A 14,832-nucleotide genomic window follows, 5' to 3' on the forward strand; every position below is an offset into this window, starting at 1 on the left:
ACCCGATGGAATCAGCGTGCCACAGAATTACGGCGTAGCTGGATTAAGCAACCAAAGTGCGCGGCGGGTTTCAGCGCTGATATGACTCAGCTCTTTATCACGCGTACTCGCCTCGCCGGTGAGTAATTCAGCAAACCCCGCCTGCTTGATTTGCGTCTCGTAACGCGACGTTTTCAAACCACGCTCCGCCTGCAATAGCAGCGGAATAAGACGGCTGCTTTGCCTATCCATCGTCTTGCGCGGCCACGCTTTATTCTCATCGAGATACGGTGCCATAAAATCCAGTGCCTTTATCACACTGCTTCCTCTCGGCGTTTGGTATTGCCAGATATTCTCCCCGACACGAGAAGCCAGAATAGCCATATCCGTTATTGCCTGAAGATTGAAGTAGCTGTAATGGAAAGAGCGGGTACGCGCCAGCTCTTCTGGCTGAGAGCCATCCGCTTGCAGTTGGTGATCCAATTTCTCACGCTGCAATTGCGCCATGGATTTCACCACGTCGATTTTTCCCAGATACCAGGCGATACCCGCGACCTGCACGGTATACCAGCTACCGTGGTTGTTCTTGGCAGTCGCTTCTTTTTTACCCAGCTTACTCGTTTGTAGCCAGTGCAGATAATCGCCCATCCATTTCTGCATCTGCTGCTCATCCTGCGGTGTCCAGCCCGGAGCCTGACGCAATATCATCAGCGAATCGACAATACGGGTGGAAAAATAGCGTCCGTCCAACACGCCCGAGCCCCGACCCGGCGCAATGCCCGGAACGCCCTGTGCAAAATCAAGATTAGGGTTCATGCGCGTTGCAGGGTCGATAAACCAGGTACGGATCATCGACATGGCCTTATCGGCATAAGCCTGCTTGCCAGAGAAATACCATGCCAGCGTCAATGACTGCGTTTGGGCGGTGAATTTCGCCAGACGAACGCCGTCGGTCTCTTCATCCTTGCTAGCAGGGTTTACCTGCCCATCACGACGAATCCAAGGCAAACCATCAGCTTTGTCGGGATCGGGCCACCAGTAGGCGCTGAGGCTCAAATAATCATGCTTTGAACCACTGGGTGGCGTGGTTTTTTTTTCCGTCACTCTGGGGTTAGCAATTTTCAACGCACGATCGGCTTCCGAAATAAGCTGCTCATACGCCATTCGCGTCTGCGGCTTTTCTGTTTTCTGCTGTAGCTGCTGTTTCACTGCGGATAGTTGAGGCTGTTGCAAGAAGGCGTAAGGATTATCGGGGGATGACGCTTTATGCTCTGCGTCCGCACGGACAACGGAAGCGATACAACACAACACAACCAATAACCCTGACCAATAACGTAACCGCATACTTTCTCCTGGTGTCGAAAACACGACCGTTAACGCGAAAACCTCTCGGTATACTCAACGTAAAAATCGCCTTAATTCAGATGGTTATCTCGCAAAAATGCATCACCACCCATCTGTCGCATCTGACGTAAAATCCACTGCTGGCGTTGAATAACGTAGCCGGAGGGCGCATTCGCACGGAAGCGAATAGGATTTGGCAGCACCGCCGCCAGTAAAGCGGATTCGCTTGCCGTCAACTTGCTCGCGGGTTTATTGAAATAACGTCTGGCGGCCGCTTCCACGCCAAAAATCCCAGGGCCAAATTCGGCGATGTTGAGATACACGGTAAGAATTCGCCGCTTTGTCCAGACCAGCTCAACCCCAGTGGTAATACCCGCCTCAAGCCCCTTGCGTACCCAGCTACGCCCATCCCACAGGAACAGGTTCTTCACCATCTGTTGCGACAGCGTAGACGCACCGCGAATCCGCTGCGTATTGCGTTCGTTGTGTTTCAATGCCTGACCAATCGCATCAACATCAAAACCCCAATGCTGAGGAAATTTTTGGTCTTCCGCCGCAATCACCGCCAGCGCCATTTCCGTTGCGATATCCTCCATCGCCACCCAGTCCGAGTGCGCAACGTAGGAAAACTCGCCTTTCAGCCAGGCGCTGATCTGCCTGTCGACCATCACAGCGGAGAACGGCACGGGCAGGAAGGAAAATAACAGGATCCCAGCCAACCACACACCGATAACAACCAACACACTCCGAACGATCAGGCGCTTTAGCCGCATGAATAAGCCTCCACGCCCTCGGCTCCACCTCATTCGGTGAGATCCAATACGTGCGCAACGAGCTTATCAATGCCTTGTGCCGCTTCACTGATGGAGTTAGCCAACATATAAGCAGGCGTCGTCACGATTTTATGTTCTTCATCCACCACAATATCATCGACCGGACAAACAACATGGATACCCCCCATCTCTTCGATGGCTTCCGCGGTATCAATATCGTTACCAATGCTTACTCGAACGGGTATCCCCAGGATCGTCGGCAGTAACGCGGGCGAGATGCAAATAAAACCAATTGGTTTGTTTTGCTTATAAATTTCCTGTGTGAGCAATTTTAGCGTTTCATCAATCTGACAGGCCGATCCCTGCATCGCAAAATCGCTTAAATTTTTCGCAGCGCCAAAACCACCCGGCACAATCAGCGCATCTAAATCTTGTGCATTTGCTGTAGAAAGCGGCTGGATTTTTCCTCTGGCGATACGTGCTGATTCTGCTAAAACGTTGCGATTCTCATCAGTTACGTCACCTGTAAGGTGATTAACCACCTGTAATTGCGGTTTATCTGGCGCAAAGCAAACTGCTTGTGCGCCTGCGCGATCCAGCGCAAGTAACGTCAACACGGCTTCATGAATCTCGGAACCGTCATAAACACCACAGCCACTAAGTACAATGCCAACTCGTTTCATCATCTTTTCCCTCATTTCATTACATCAACTAATTGATTTTTTAATTGACAAACACTAATCTACATCACACATTTTAATGATTCTTGTAACAAAGATTTCTACATTTGCTATTTTGTTGCTTGATGAAGATGTAAAGTAGTTAGGTTGTAATTGTTGTTGTAAGCTGTATGTCGTTAAGACGGTTAGTTAAGACACGAATCTCCGCACTTGCGAGTTTACAAACCCTGAGATCTAAATGCAGGTGCATGTTTTCCCTGGTGTTGGCGCATAATTCGCGCACCCCGGCTTCGGCCGGGGTCATTTTTTTCTACCGTATGAAAACGTGCAAAGCCCTCGCATTCTCCATCCCTTTTCGGTAATAAACATCACTCATACCTGACGTCGTTCTGTATTTTTTGCAGAATAGCGCGTGATACGAAAAAATTTTTTCTAACCGTTTTACACGCCACATCCTTGTGGCCGCAGCTGTCTGAACCAACAGAAAGATCGTATCAGGACTCTTTTTCCGCTTTTGCTACCCAATCGCGCAGTACCTGAACGTCGTGACGCCAGTCGTGCTTAAGTTCATCAACCCATTCCTGCACATTGTCCCACCATGCTGGTAGCGATGAGGTCTGAATCTGCTGGGCGACTTGTTGCAAATGTCGTAACCCGACGGAACCCGCCGCCCCTTTAATTTTGTGACCTTCTTCCGTAATACCTTTCTGGTCACGCGCCGTCATGTTGGAATCCAGAATCGCCAGATAGCCCGGCATCATCTGCTCAAACATCTCCAGACTTTGGTGAATCAGTTTCGGTCCCACCAAATCCAGATACTGTTCCAGCATCGGGATATCCAGCAGATCTTCTTTTGCTTGTGCCATTTCATTACCTTTTTCAACCATCGGTTCTTCCGCCCACACGGTGTGAGTATCCCAGTATTGCTTAATAACGGCCGTTAGCGCAGGTACCGACAGCGGTTTACTAAGCACGTCATCCATACCCGCATCCAGATATTCGCGTTTATCCTTCAGCACGTTCGCCGTCAGCGCTACCAGCGGCGGCAGACTGCGGTTGCCATAGCGCGAACGTAGCTGACGTGCCACATCCAGCCCGGTCATATCCGGCAGTTGGATATCAAGCAACACCAGATCGAACTCATCGGGATCGAACATGTCCAGCGCTTCCTGCCCGGTCATCGCGACTTCCACGCTATTACCCAGCTTCTCCAGTACCGAACGCGCAACCACCACGTTGAGTTCAATATCCTCCACCAGCAGAACGTGCAGCGCCGGTAGCGGCAAATCATCATCGTCCTCCAGACCGCTTCCCGCGTCATCGACGCTCGGAGCAATGACCGTCAGGGTGAAGCAAGAGCCCTTGCCTTGCGTACTGGAAACATGGATATCCCCCCCCATGTTCTGTGCCAGACGCTTCGATACCGCCAGACCGATTCCTGAGCCCGTTGCTGGCTTCCCGCCGTGCTGATCTTTGACCTGATAATACATGGCGAAGATTTTTTCTAATTCATCTGCTGGAATACCCATCCCAGAATCTTCAACCTCGAAGCGCAGGCGATCGCCCTTTTCATGCCAGACGCGCACCACAATTTCGCCCTTTTCGCCTTTCTCACCCTTCGGCGTGAATTTCACCGCGTTACTGAGCAAGTTCCACAGAATCTGCCGCAGGCGCGTTCCGTCGGTAATCACTTTCTGCGGCAGAGGCTGGTGCTGATCCATAATCAGCTTCAAGCCTTTTGGTTCCGCCAGCAGACCACCGAGGTTCTCCAGATCCACCAGAAAACCGGTGAAATCTATCGGCTGGTTATCCAGTTGCACCTTGCGGCGCTCCTGTTTGTCCATCTCAATCACATCGTTAAAAATATTACCCAGCGTAATCGCGCTGACGTGGATGGTTTTCAGGTATTTTTGCTGTTCGGGGTCAAGTTGCGTATCCAGCAGGATGCGACTTAAGCCGACAATGCCATTAAGCGGCGTACGAAGCTCGTGGCTGATTGTTGAGATAAAAGTGGTCTTCTCCCTACTGGCGTTCTCTAACGCGTCCTGGTAACGCTTACGCTCCGTTATATCGCGTCCAAACCCCATTAGCCCGTGGCGTTTGCCCATTCGGTCATAAAACGGCACTTTGCGCAGCTCAAAACAGGCTTTACGCCCATCGGGATAAACCAGCCACTGTTCATAGGTCAGAGAAACGTTATGGCGGAACACTTTCTCGTCCGTCTCCATCACTTTCTCAGCAATATCGGGGGCGTAAACATCCTGCGGAGTTAGGCCAATGAGCTGCTTCTGGCTTTTGCCCACTAACAGCTCCATCGCACGATTGCAGCCGGAAAATTCTTTTTCTTCGTTACGGTAGTAAACCAGATCCGGCGAGGCATCGAGGAACGAGCGCAGCAATGCAGATTGCTGCTCCAGCTCAATCTGCGCCTGTTCGCGACGGGACATCTCTTCTTTGAGCCGGCTCATCACCAGCACACGAGCCTCTTCCGCTTTGATACGGTCGGCAATTTCCTGATTGAGCTGTGCGATGTTCTCTTGAAGCTGCGCGTTCAGCTCCAGATCCCGATGACGCATTTCTTCCAGCTTCGCCACCAGCTTCGACAGCCGCTGACGCGACTCTTCGAGCTGTTCCACCACCACGGAAAGAAAATAAACGGCCCAGGGCGTAATCAACAGCCCGAAGAAAATGGAGCGGACGACGTCGATATTTTCGACTTCCCCGCTGAGCAACAGGGTGACCGCCATTTGCACTACCATCGCCAGCAGCACCAATACCGAAGCCAGCAGCAGTGAAAAACGGACAAGCCCCAGTTTTACCATCAAATCAACATAGTACTGAGCCAACAGACGAATTTGCTTCATAGCGATTTCCCTTAGTCACCCACCCGCGCATCATAACGTAAAATGACGGCTTATACGGTGCGGTCCTGTAGATTCACAACATGAAATATCGGCTTCTACTGCCAGTCTCTTTTGACGAATTACACATCAGCATAGCGGTAGGGCGTGCCGAGCGCGGAACCCTGTACGCCATGCGTTTGCAGATAGCGGTCCAGTTCTACCATGCCCGTCCAGCGGTTTTCACACCAGAGCGGCGCAAGCAGGGTCGGGCAACGGGCGCTGGCGGAAATGCGGTGATAAATCACATCCGGCGGCGTATGGCGAATCATCTCTCCTGCCGTCTCCACATAACGCTCCAGCGCCAATTCAGGCAGCCTTCCCGCTCGCCAGGCTTTCGCCATCGTACTGCCTTCCACGATATGGAGAGGGTGCAGCTTAATGCCCTCAACGCCTGTTTCGACCACCTGCTCCAGCGTCGTTAAACAGCGCTGTGCATCTTCTCCCGGCAAACCCACAATCAGGTGGCTACATACCTTCAAGCCGCGTTCACGCGCGCGATGGGTGGTTTCCTGATAGCAGGCGAAGTCATGTCCACGATTAATACGATGCAGCGTTTTGTCACAGGCACTTTGCAATCCGAGTTCCAACCAAACCTCATAGCCTCGATCATGATAACGGGACAGCAAATCCAGTACCGCATCGGGCACACAATCAGGGCGTGTGCCCACGCAAATTCCTACCATCTCGGCCTGCTTCAGCGCTTCCTGATACATGCTTTCCAGAACCTGAACCTCGGCATAGGTACTGGTATACGCCTGAAAGTAAGCCAGATAGCGCTTGGCCCGATTCACCTTTCCCGCCTGCGCTTCCAACTGCTGCGCAATACTGCGTTGCTGCATCTGCTCATCGGCAAACGAAGCGACATTACAGAACGTACACCCGCCTCTCCCCAGCGTGCCATCACGGTTAGGGCAATTAAAACCACCGTGCAGCGTCAGCTTATGGATCTTCTCGCCATAGCGACGTTGAAGATTTCCGCCAAACATATTGATTAATTTTTGCAATTGCATATTCTAGCCTGCTCCCTTGAGGAACAGCAGGCTACCTTTCTCTTGCCTCTTTCGCGATGACCGCGATCAATCACACACCCCAATGAAATGAATTTTTATTCGCTTTGAGTGAAAATAAACTCACGTTCGTGCTAATTAATTTTTCTTATCCCGTATGCAGACTTAATGAAAAGATGAAGCAACACTTAAAAATAGTTTCATAAAATCTAAAAGTAGCCATATACAGCAGAATATTCTAGAACGCAGAAATAACGTAGCATGGATAAGGGTTCTCACGCTTTTGCATAGTGATACAGCTCACACTTCAATTAGATCCCATATTCACTTCCCGAGATAGTTTTTCTAAAAAAATCATTACGTTTCATAGGTATAATTAAAAATTATCGTTTATCAGCACATTTTGCACTGATATTTGACCTGAACAGGGTTTCTCGCTAATTTGGGAATCCGCTGGAAGCTTTCCTGACGGGTCCATGATTCGTCATATTTATGCAGTAAATGAAGACTCCCTCTAAAAACAAGTCATTTACCACTTGTGAGACCGTCACGAGAGGCCGAAGAAGAGAGCGTAATACTAGCCGCTCAACGCCACGGTGCTTTCTCGCAGTAGGTTGTGAGAGTCACACAGAGCCTGGGGAGGTTCACTAATTATGTTGTACGATGCATCCCAAGAGAGAGATAACTGTGGTTTCGGATTAATCGCCCATATAGAAGGTGAGCCAAGCCACAAAGTAGTGCGTACTGCCATTCACGCACTCGCACGCATGCAGCACCGTGGCGCAATCCTTGCTGACGGCAAGACTGGCGACGGCTGCGGTTTATTACTTCAGAAGCCCGATCGTTTCTTTCGTCTGGTGGCGGAAGAGCACGGCTGGCGTTTAGCCAAAAATTACGCCGTTGGCATGATGTTTCTCAATCAGGACGAAGAGCTGGCTCGCGCCACACGTCGGATTGTAGAAGAAGAGTTGCAGAACGAAACGCTGTCCGTACTCGGCTGGCGTGAAGTTCCGACCAACCCGGATGTGCTGGGTGAAATAGCCCTGTCATCTATGCCGCGTATTGAGCAAATTTTCGTTAACGCCCCAGCAGGCTGGCGTCAACGCGATATGGAACGCCGCCTATTCATGGCGCGTCGCCGTATCGAAAAGCGTATCGAAGACAAAGAGTTCTACGTTTGTAGTTTCTCCAATCTGGTCACGATCTATAAAGGTCTGTGCATGCCAGCGGATCTGCCACGCTTCTACCTCGATCTGGCCGATCTGCGTCTGGAATCGGCAATTTGCCTGTTCCACCAGCGCTTCTCAACCAACACCGTACCCCGCTGGCCGCTGGCACAGCCGTTCCGCTATCTGGCGCACAACGGCGAGATCAATACCATCGCCGGTAACCGTCAATGGGCACGCGCGCGTGCTTATAAATTCAAAACTCCGCTGATCCCAGATTTGCAGGATGCCGCACCGTTCGTCAACGAAACCGGTTCTGACTCCAGCTCACTGGACAACATGCTGGAACTGTTCCTGAGCGGCGGGATGGATATTATCCGTGCCATGCGCCTGCTCGTTCCGCCAGCCTGGCAGAACAACCCAGATATGGATCCTGAACTGCGCTCCTTCTTCGACTTTAACTCCATGCACATGGAGCCGTGGGATGGCCCGGCCGGTATCGTCATGTCCGACGGGCGCTATGCAGCCTGTAACCTGGATCGTAACGGCCTACGTCCCGCGCGCTATGTCATCACCAAAGACAAGTTGATCACCTGCGCGTCCGAAGTCGGTATCTGGGATTATCAGCCGGATGAAGTGGTTGAAAAAGGCCGCGTTGGCCCTGGCGAACTGATGGTGATCGACACCCGCAGCGGCCGCATCCTACACTCAGCCGAAACCGATAACGATCTGAAAAGCCGCCATCCTTACAAAGAGTGGATGGAGAAAAACGTTAAGCGTCTGGTTCCATTTGAAGAGTTGCCAGACGATCAGGTCGGCAGTCGTGAATTCAACGATGAGCTGCTGGAAACCTACCAGAAACAGTACGGCTACAGCAGTGAAGAGCTGGATCAGGTCATCCGTGTACTGGGCGAAAATGGTCAGGAAGCCACTGGCTCCATGGGCGACGACACGCCGTTCGCCGTGCTGTCGAGCCGTCCGCGCATCATTTATGACTACTTCCGTCAGCAGTTCGCGCAGGTGACCAACCCGCCGATCGATCCGCTGCGTGAAGCACATGTGATGTCGCTGGCGACCAGTATTGGTCGCGAGATGAACGTCTTCTGTGAAGCAGAAGGTCAGGCTCACCGCCTGAGCTTTAAATCACCGATCCTGCTTTACTCCGATTTCACTCAGTTGACGTCACAGGATGAGCTGCACTATCGCGCCGACACGCTGGATCTGACGTTTGATTCGTCGCAGCAAACGCTGCAACAGACGATCGAGAAACTGTGTGACGAAGCAGAAAGCAAGGTCAGAGACGGTGCCGTGCTGCTGGTGCTGTCCGACCGTGGCATTAGCGAATCACGCTTGCCAGTCCCTGCGCCGATGGCAGTGGGTGCCGTTCAGCGCCGTTTGGTAGAAAAGAGCCTGCGCTGTGACGCCAACATCATTGTTGAAACCGCCAGCGCACGCGACCCGCATCACTTTGCCGTGCTGTTAGGCTTTGGTGCGACGGCTATCTACCCTTACCTCGCCTACGAAACGCTAGCGCGGATGGTGGATAACCACACCATCGACAAACCTTATCGTGCCGTGATGCTGAACTACCGTAACGGCATCAATAAAGGCCTCTATAAGATTATGTCCAAAATGGGCATTTCGACGATTGCATCTTACCGCTGTTCCAAGCTGTTTGAAGCTGTGGGTCTGCATAAAGATGTGTCGACGCAATGCTTCCTGGGCGTAGTCAGCCGCATCGGCGGGGCAAACTACAGCGACTTCGAACAAGACTTGCTGAATCTGTCCAAGCGCGCCTGGCTGAAGCGCAAAACGCTGGAACAGGGTGGCCTGCTGAAATTTGTTCACGGCGGCGAATATCATGCCTATAACCCGGATGTCGTCACGACGCTGCAAACTGCGGTGAAAACTGGGGAGTACAGCGATTACGAACAATACGCCAAGCTGGTGAACGAGCGCCCAGCGGCGACGTTACGCGACCTGCTGGCGCTGAAACCGCAAGAAGGCGCGGCCATCGCTATCGACAGCGTTGAACCGGCCACTGAAATGTTCAAACGTTTCGATACCGCAGCCATGTCTATTGGTGCACTCAGCCCCGAAGCGCATGAATCGCTGGCAGAAGCGATGAACGAACTGGGCGGTTTCTCCAACTCCGGTGAGGGTGGTGAAGATCCAGCGCGTTACGGCACGAATAAAGTGTCCCGTATCAAGCAGGTTGCCTCTGGTCGCTTTGGTGTGACGCCAGCCTATCTGGTCAACGCCGATGTGATTCAGATTAAAGTAGCACAGGGTGCGAAACCGGGTGAAGGCGGTCAGTTACCGGGTGATAAAGTCACGCCGTACATTGCTCGTCTGCGCTATTCCGTACCGGGTGTGACGCTGATTTCGCCACCGCCGCACCACGATATTTACTCTATCGAAGACTTGGCACAGCTGATTTTCGATCTGAAGCAGGTCAACCCGAAAGCAATGATTTCGGTGAAACTGGTGTCCGAGCCGGGCGTTGGGACTATCGCTACGGGCGTTGCCAAGGCCTATGCCGATTTGATTACCATCGCCGGTTACGACGGTGGTACGGGTGCCAGCCCGCTGTCCTCCGTGAAATACGCGGGTTGTCCGTGGGAACTGGGTCTGGTTGAAACACAACAGGCTCTGGTATCCAACGGCCTACGTCACAAAATCCGCCTTCAGGTGGACGGTGGTCTGAAAACGGGTCTGGATATCGTCAAAGCAGCGATTCTGGGTGCGGAGAGCTTCGGCTTCGGAACTGGACCCATGGTTGCGTTGGGCTGTAAATACCTGCGTATTTGCCACCTGAATAACTGTGCAACGGGCGTTGCAACGCAGGATGAGAAGCTGCGTCGCGATCACTATCATGGCCTGCCTGAGCGTGTGACCAACTACTTCCACTTCATCGCACATGAAACTCGCGTACTGATGGCAGAACTGGGCGTTAGCCGTCTGGTGGATCTGATTGGTCGTACCGACCTGTTGGTTGAGCTGGACGGTTTCAGTGCGAAACAGAACAAGCTGGATCTGTCGCCGCTGCTGCACGCGGCACAGCCTCAGCCGGGCAAAGCGCTGTACTGCACTGAAAGCAATCTGTCGTTCGATAAAGGCTTGTTGAACAAAGAGCTGCTGGCGCAGGCACAGCCGCACATCGATGCGAAACAGGGTAAAGCGCTCTACTTCGATATCCGCAACACCGATCGCTCCGTCGGCGCGACGCTGTCTGGCGCGATTGCCGAGAAACACGGCGATCAAGGTCTGGCTGGCGATCCGATCAAAGCTCACTTCTCCGGTACCGCAGGACAGAGTTTTGGTGTCTGGAACGCTGGAGGTCTGGAGCTGAAATTAACCGGCGATGCCAACGACTACGTGGGCAAAGGTATGGCTGGCGGCAGTATCTCCGTGCGTCCTCCGGTGGGTTCGGCCTTCCGCAGTCACGAAGCCAGCATCATCGGTAACACCTGCCTCTACGGTGCCACTGGCGGCAAGCTGTTTGCCGCAGGCCGTGCAGGTGAGCGTTTCGCCGTGCGTAACTCCGGCTGTATCACCGTGGTAGAAGGTATCGGCGATAACGGCTGTGAATACATGACGGGCGGTATCGTCTGCGTGTTGGGTCGTACCGGCGTGAACTTTGGCGCAGGCATGACCGGCGGGTTCGCCTACGTACTGGATGAAGACGGCGAATTCCGCAAACGCGTTAACCCAGAGCTGGTAGAAGTGCTGGATGTGGAAGAGCTGGCTATTCATGAAGAGCATCTGCGTGGCCTGATCACCGAGCACGTACAGAATACCGGTTCACACCGCGGAGAAGAGATCCTCGCTAACTGGCCGACCTGGGCACCGAAATTTGCTCTGGTGAAACCGAAGTCAAGTGATGTGAAGGCATTGTTGGGTCACCGTAGTCGTTCCGCAGCTGAGCTGCGGGTTCAGGCGCAGTAAGAGGTCATCATGAGTCAAAATGTTTACCAATTTATCGACTTACAGCGCGTTGATCCGCCCAAGAAACCGCTGAAGATTCGTAAAATTGAATTTGTTGAGATCTACGAGCCGTTCTCAGAAAGCCAGTCCAAAGCACAGGCAGATCGCTGCCTGTCATGCGGAAACCCTTACTGTGAGTGGAAGTGTCCAGTACATAACTACATTCCGAACTGGCTGAAGCTGGCGAACGAAGGCCGCATTATCGAAGCGGCTGAGTTATCACACCAGACCAACAGCCTGCCGGAAGTCTGCGGCCGCGTATGCCCGCAGGATCGTCTGTGTGAAGGGTCTTGTACGCTGAATGATGAGTTCGGCGCGGTCACCATCGGCAACATCGAGCGCTATATCAATGATAAAGCGATAGAGATGGGCTGGAAGCCAAGCGTTGCCAACGTCAAACCAACCGGCAAACGCGTCGCCATCATTGGCGCAGGCCCAGCTGGGCTGGCCTGTGCCGATGTGCTGGCACGCAGTGGCGTACAGGCCGTCGTTTTCGATCGTCACCCTGAGATCGGTGGCCTGCTGACCTTCGGCATCCCCTCTTTCAAGCTGGAAAAAGAGGTGATGGTGAAACGCCGTGAAATCTTCACTGAGATGGGGATCGAATTCCGTCTGAATATCGAAGTCGGCAAAGACGTACAAATGAAAGCGCTGCTGGACGAGTACGATGCGGTATTCCTCGGTGTCGGCACTTATCAGTCTATGCGTGGCGGATTGGACAATGAAGATGCTCAAGGTGTCTACGATGCGCTGCCGTTCCTGATCGCTAACACCAAGCAGCTGATGGGCTTTGACGCCGCAGTAGACGAGCCTTACATCAGTATGCAGGGGAAACGCGTTGTGGTGCTGGGCGGTGGTGATACCGCGATGGACTGCGTGCGTACCTCGATTCGTCAGGGCGCAACGCACGTTACCTGTGCCTATCGTCGTGATGAAGAGAACATGCCAGGCTCCAAGCGCGAAGTGAAAAACGCGCGTGAAGAAGGCGTCGAGTTCAAATTCAACCTGCAACCGTTAAGCGTCGAGATCAATGGCACGGGCAAAGTGTGTGGCGTGAAAATGGCCCGTACTGCACTGGGCGCACCGGATGCCAACGGCCGTCGTCGTCCTGAAATCGTAGAGGGTTCCGAGCACGTACTGGAAGCGGATGCGGTCATCATGGCGTTCGGCTTTCGTCCGCACAAAATGGCGTGGCTGGCAGAACATGACGTCAAACTGGACGATCAAGGGCGCATTGTTGCACCAGAAAGCTGCGACAACGCTTTCCAAACCAGCAACCCGAAGATTTTTGCGGGCGGCGACGCAGTACGCGGTTCCGATCTGGTGGTTACGGCCATCGCAGAAGGTCGTAAAGCCGCAGACGGCATCATGAACTATCTGGAAGTGTAGAAACACAACACACCTCTTGAGGGCAGCATTAGCTGCCCTTTTCTTTTTCCGGTTTAACCTCAAGCACCTGTTAGCAACCGACAGAAACCCACTCTGTTTCTTTCTTTGGCATTTCACACCAGACGGGCTAATAAACCCTTCATCTTTCCACTCCGCTCTAAAGAACTTTTCGTAATAAATCCTGCAATTTTACGTGAAAGGCCTACACTTACCTCCGGCATTTACTTGTCTTTATTAAGATTGGATTTTATTAAGGAGGAAATATGACAGTTGAAGTGGCTCTTGTAACAGGAGGCGGTCAAGGTATTGGCCGTGCTATTGCTCTCAGACTGGCGGCAGATGGCTTTGCCGTCGCCATCGTGGACTATAACCAAGAATCCGCACACAGCGTGGCGCAGGAAATCGAAAAATCCGGCGGGCAAGCCATCGCACTACAGGCAGACGTCGCGGATCGTGAGGCGGTTTTCGCCGCCGTCGCAGAAGCCAAAAAGCGCTTTGGTGACTTTAACGTCATCGTCAATAACGCCGGTATTGCCCCCTCAACCCTGATTGAAGATATCACGCCAGAAGTCATCGATCGCGTTTACAACATCAACGTCAAAGGCGTCATCTGGGGCATTCAGGCTGCGCTTGATGCCTTCAAATCTCTGGGTCACGGCGGAAAAATCATCAATGCCTGCTCACAGGCTGGACATGTCGGTAATCCCGAACTCGCTGTATACAGTTCGAGTAAATTTGCCGTTCGCGGCTTGACGCAAACTGCCGCTCGCGATTTAGCGCCGTTGGGAATCACGGTTAATGGTTATTGTCCAGGCATCGTAAAAACGCCGATGTGGGATGAAATCGATCGAAAAATCTCTGAATCCGCAGGAAAACCGCAAGGCTATGCGACGGAGGAATTCGCCAAACGCATCACGCTGGGTCGTCTTTCCGAACCAGAAGATGTCGCCGCTTGCGTCTCCTATCTGGCCAGCCATGATTCCGACTATATGACAGGACAGTCGTTATTGATTGATGGCGGAATGGTGTTCAATTAACGTCATATTTTGCTAACGATACGAAATAAGCAAGGGCACCGCAGTGGTGCCCTTAGGAACAGATTACTTTACGACCCGTAGAGAGGGTCTGCCACCTTTAGGCGGCTGTGGTGGTTCATCATCAGAACCCGAGTCATCGTCAGGCGCTTCTGAATCAGGCGAGCTATCGACAATCGACATGACCGCTCCTGAAGAGGGTAAGTCTTCTTGCAAGTCTTCATATTCACCCGCGGATTCGTAAGCAGGTTCGGACTCAAACATCGTTCCAGCCCCGTTCTCACGTGCGTAGATCGCCATTACGGCCGCCATCGGCACATAAACCTGACGCGGTACGCCGCCAAAACGGGCATTGAAACGAACGCTGTCATCAGCTAACTCAAGGCCACCAACAGCGCGCGGTGCGATATTCAGCACAATCTGGCCGTCACGGGCAAACTCCATCGGCACCATAACATCTGGCAGAGTCACATCGACCACCAGATGAGGCGTTAATTGGTTGTCCAACAACCAATCATAAAAAGCCCGTAATAAATACGGACGACGCGGAGACAGTTGAGACAACGCCAT

At 52.6% G+C, this 14,832-nt stretch carries 9 protein-coding genes; 3 read left to right on the top strand and 6 right to left on the bottom strand.

Translation table 11 applies throughout. The annotated features are described in order from the left end of the window. Window positions 1-27 precede the first annotated feature (27 nt). The 5 genes from KP22_RS15120 to mnmL form a co-directional block, all read right to left on the bottom strand. Window positions 28-1,323 carry an alginate lyase family protein gene (locus KP22_RS15120; protein ID WP_039325082.1) on the bottom strand — a complete coding sequence of 432 codons (1,296 nt, stop codon included), beginning with the start codon at window positions 1,321-1,323 and terminating at the stop codon, window positions 28-30. A gap of 71 nt (window positions 1,324-1,394) precedes the next feature. Beyond that, on the bottom strand, window positions 1,395-2,129 hold the full coding sequence (mtgA, locus tag KP22_RS15125) for a monofunctional biosynthetic peptidoglycan transglycosylase (protein ID WP_039304097.1): 735 nt from the start codon (window positions 2,127-2,129) through the stop codon (window positions 1,395-1,397). Further along, the gene (gene elbB / locus KP22_RS15130; RefSeq protein ID WP_039304608.1) at window positions 2,126-2,779 is read right to left on the bottom strand and encodes an isoprenoid biosynthesis glyoxalase ElbB; all 654 of its coding nucleotides are present in this window, start codon (window positions 2,777-2,779) and stop codon (window positions 2,126-2,128) included. Before elbB ends, mtgA begins: the two co-directional genes overlap by 4 nt. 491 nt (window positions 2,780-3,270) lie before the next feature. Further along, window positions 3,271-5,640 (bottom strand): aerobic respiration two-component sensor histidine kinase ArcB, encoded by a 2,370-nt coding sequence (gene arcB / locus KP22_RS15135; protein ID WP_039304094.1) that lies wholly within the window; start codon window positions 5,638-5,640, stop codon window positions 3,271-3,273. Between the two features lie 119 nt (window positions 5,641-5,759). Beyond that, window positions 5,760-6,689, bottom strand: a complete 930-nt coding sequence (gene mnmL, locus KP22_RS15140; protein ID WP_039325084.1) for a tRNA modification radical SAM protein MnmL/YtqA — start codon at window positions 6,687-6,689, stop codon at window positions 5,760-5,762. 650 nt (window positions 6,690-7,339) lie between these two features. Here mnmL and gltB point away from each other — a divergent pair. The 3 genes from gltB to KP22_RS15155 all read left to right on the top strand — a co-directional run bounded on the left by gltB (window position 7,340) and on the right by KP22_RS15155 (window position 14,265). Then, entirely contained in the window at window positions 7,340-11,800 is a 4,461-nt protein-coding gene (gene gltB, locus KP22_RS15145) for a glutamate synthase large subunit (protein ID WP_039304088.1), read from the top strand. A 9-nt stretch (window positions 11,801-11,809) separates the two neighbouring features. Beyond that, window positions 11,810-13,228, top strand: a complete 1,419-nt coding sequence (locus KP22_RS15150; protein ID WP_039304085.1) for a glutamate synthase small subunit — start codon at window positions 11,810-11,812, stop codon at window positions 13,226-13,228. A 263-nt stretch (window positions 13,229-13,491) separates the two neighbouring features. After that, entirely contained in the window at window positions 13,492-14,265 is a 774-nt protein-coding gene (locus tag KP22_RS15155) for a (S)-acetoin forming diacetyl reductase (RefSeq protein WP_039304082.1), read from the top strand. Between the two features lie 63 nt (window positions 14,266-14,328). Here KP22_RS15155 and sspB read toward each other — a convergent pair whose 3' ends face one another. Continuing rightward, on the bottom strand, window positions 14,329-14,832 hold the full coding sequence (sspB, locus tag KP22_RS15160) for a ClpXP protease specificity-enhancing factor (RefSeq protein WP_039304079.1): 504 nt from the start codon (window positions 14,830-14,832) through the stop codon (window positions 14,329-14,331).

Source organism: Pectobacterium betavasculorum (genome assembly GCF_000749845.1).
Classification (GTDB): Bacteria; Pseudomonadota; Gammaproteobacteria; order Enterobacterales; family Enterobacteriaceae; genus Pectobacterium; species Pectobacterium betavasculorum.

Bases quoted from the DNA above. Each gene is read 5' to 3' on its own strand.
- KP22_RS15120 (WP_039325082.1), bottom strand. From the start codon at position 1,323: ATGCGGTTACGTTATTGGTCAGGGTTATTGGTTGTGTTGTGTTGTATC.
- mtgA (WP_039304097.1), bottom strand. From the start codon at position 2,129: ATGAGGTGGAGCCGAGGGCGTGGAGGCTTATTCATGCGGCTAAAGCGC.
- elbB (WP_039304608.1), bottom strand. From the start codon at position 2,779: ATGAAACGAGTTGGCATTGTACTTAGTGGCTGTGGTGTTTATGACGGT.
- arcB (WP_039304094.1), bottom strand. From the start codon at position 5,640: ATGAAGCAAATTCGTCTGTTGGCTCAGTACTATGTTGATTTGATGGTA.
- mnmL (WP_039325084.1), bottom strand. From the start codon at position 6,689: ATGCAATTGCAAAAATTAATCAATATGTTTGGCGGAAATCTTCAACGT.
- gltB (WP_039304088.1), top strand. From the start codon at position 7,340: ATGTTGTACGATGCATCCCAAGAGAGAGATAACTGTGGTTTCGGATTA.
- KP22_RS15150 (WP_039304085.1), top strand. From the start codon at position 11,810: ATGAGTCAAAATGTTTACCAATTTATCGACTTACAGCGCGTTGATCCG.
- KP22_RS15155 (WP_039304082.1), top strand. From the start codon at position 13,492: ATGACAGTTGAAGTGGCTCTTGTAACAGGAGGCGGTCAAGGTATTGGC.
- sspB (WP_039304079.1), bottom strand. From the start codon at position 14,832: ATGGCGTTGTCTCAACTGTCTCCGCGTCGTCCGTATTTATTACGGGCT.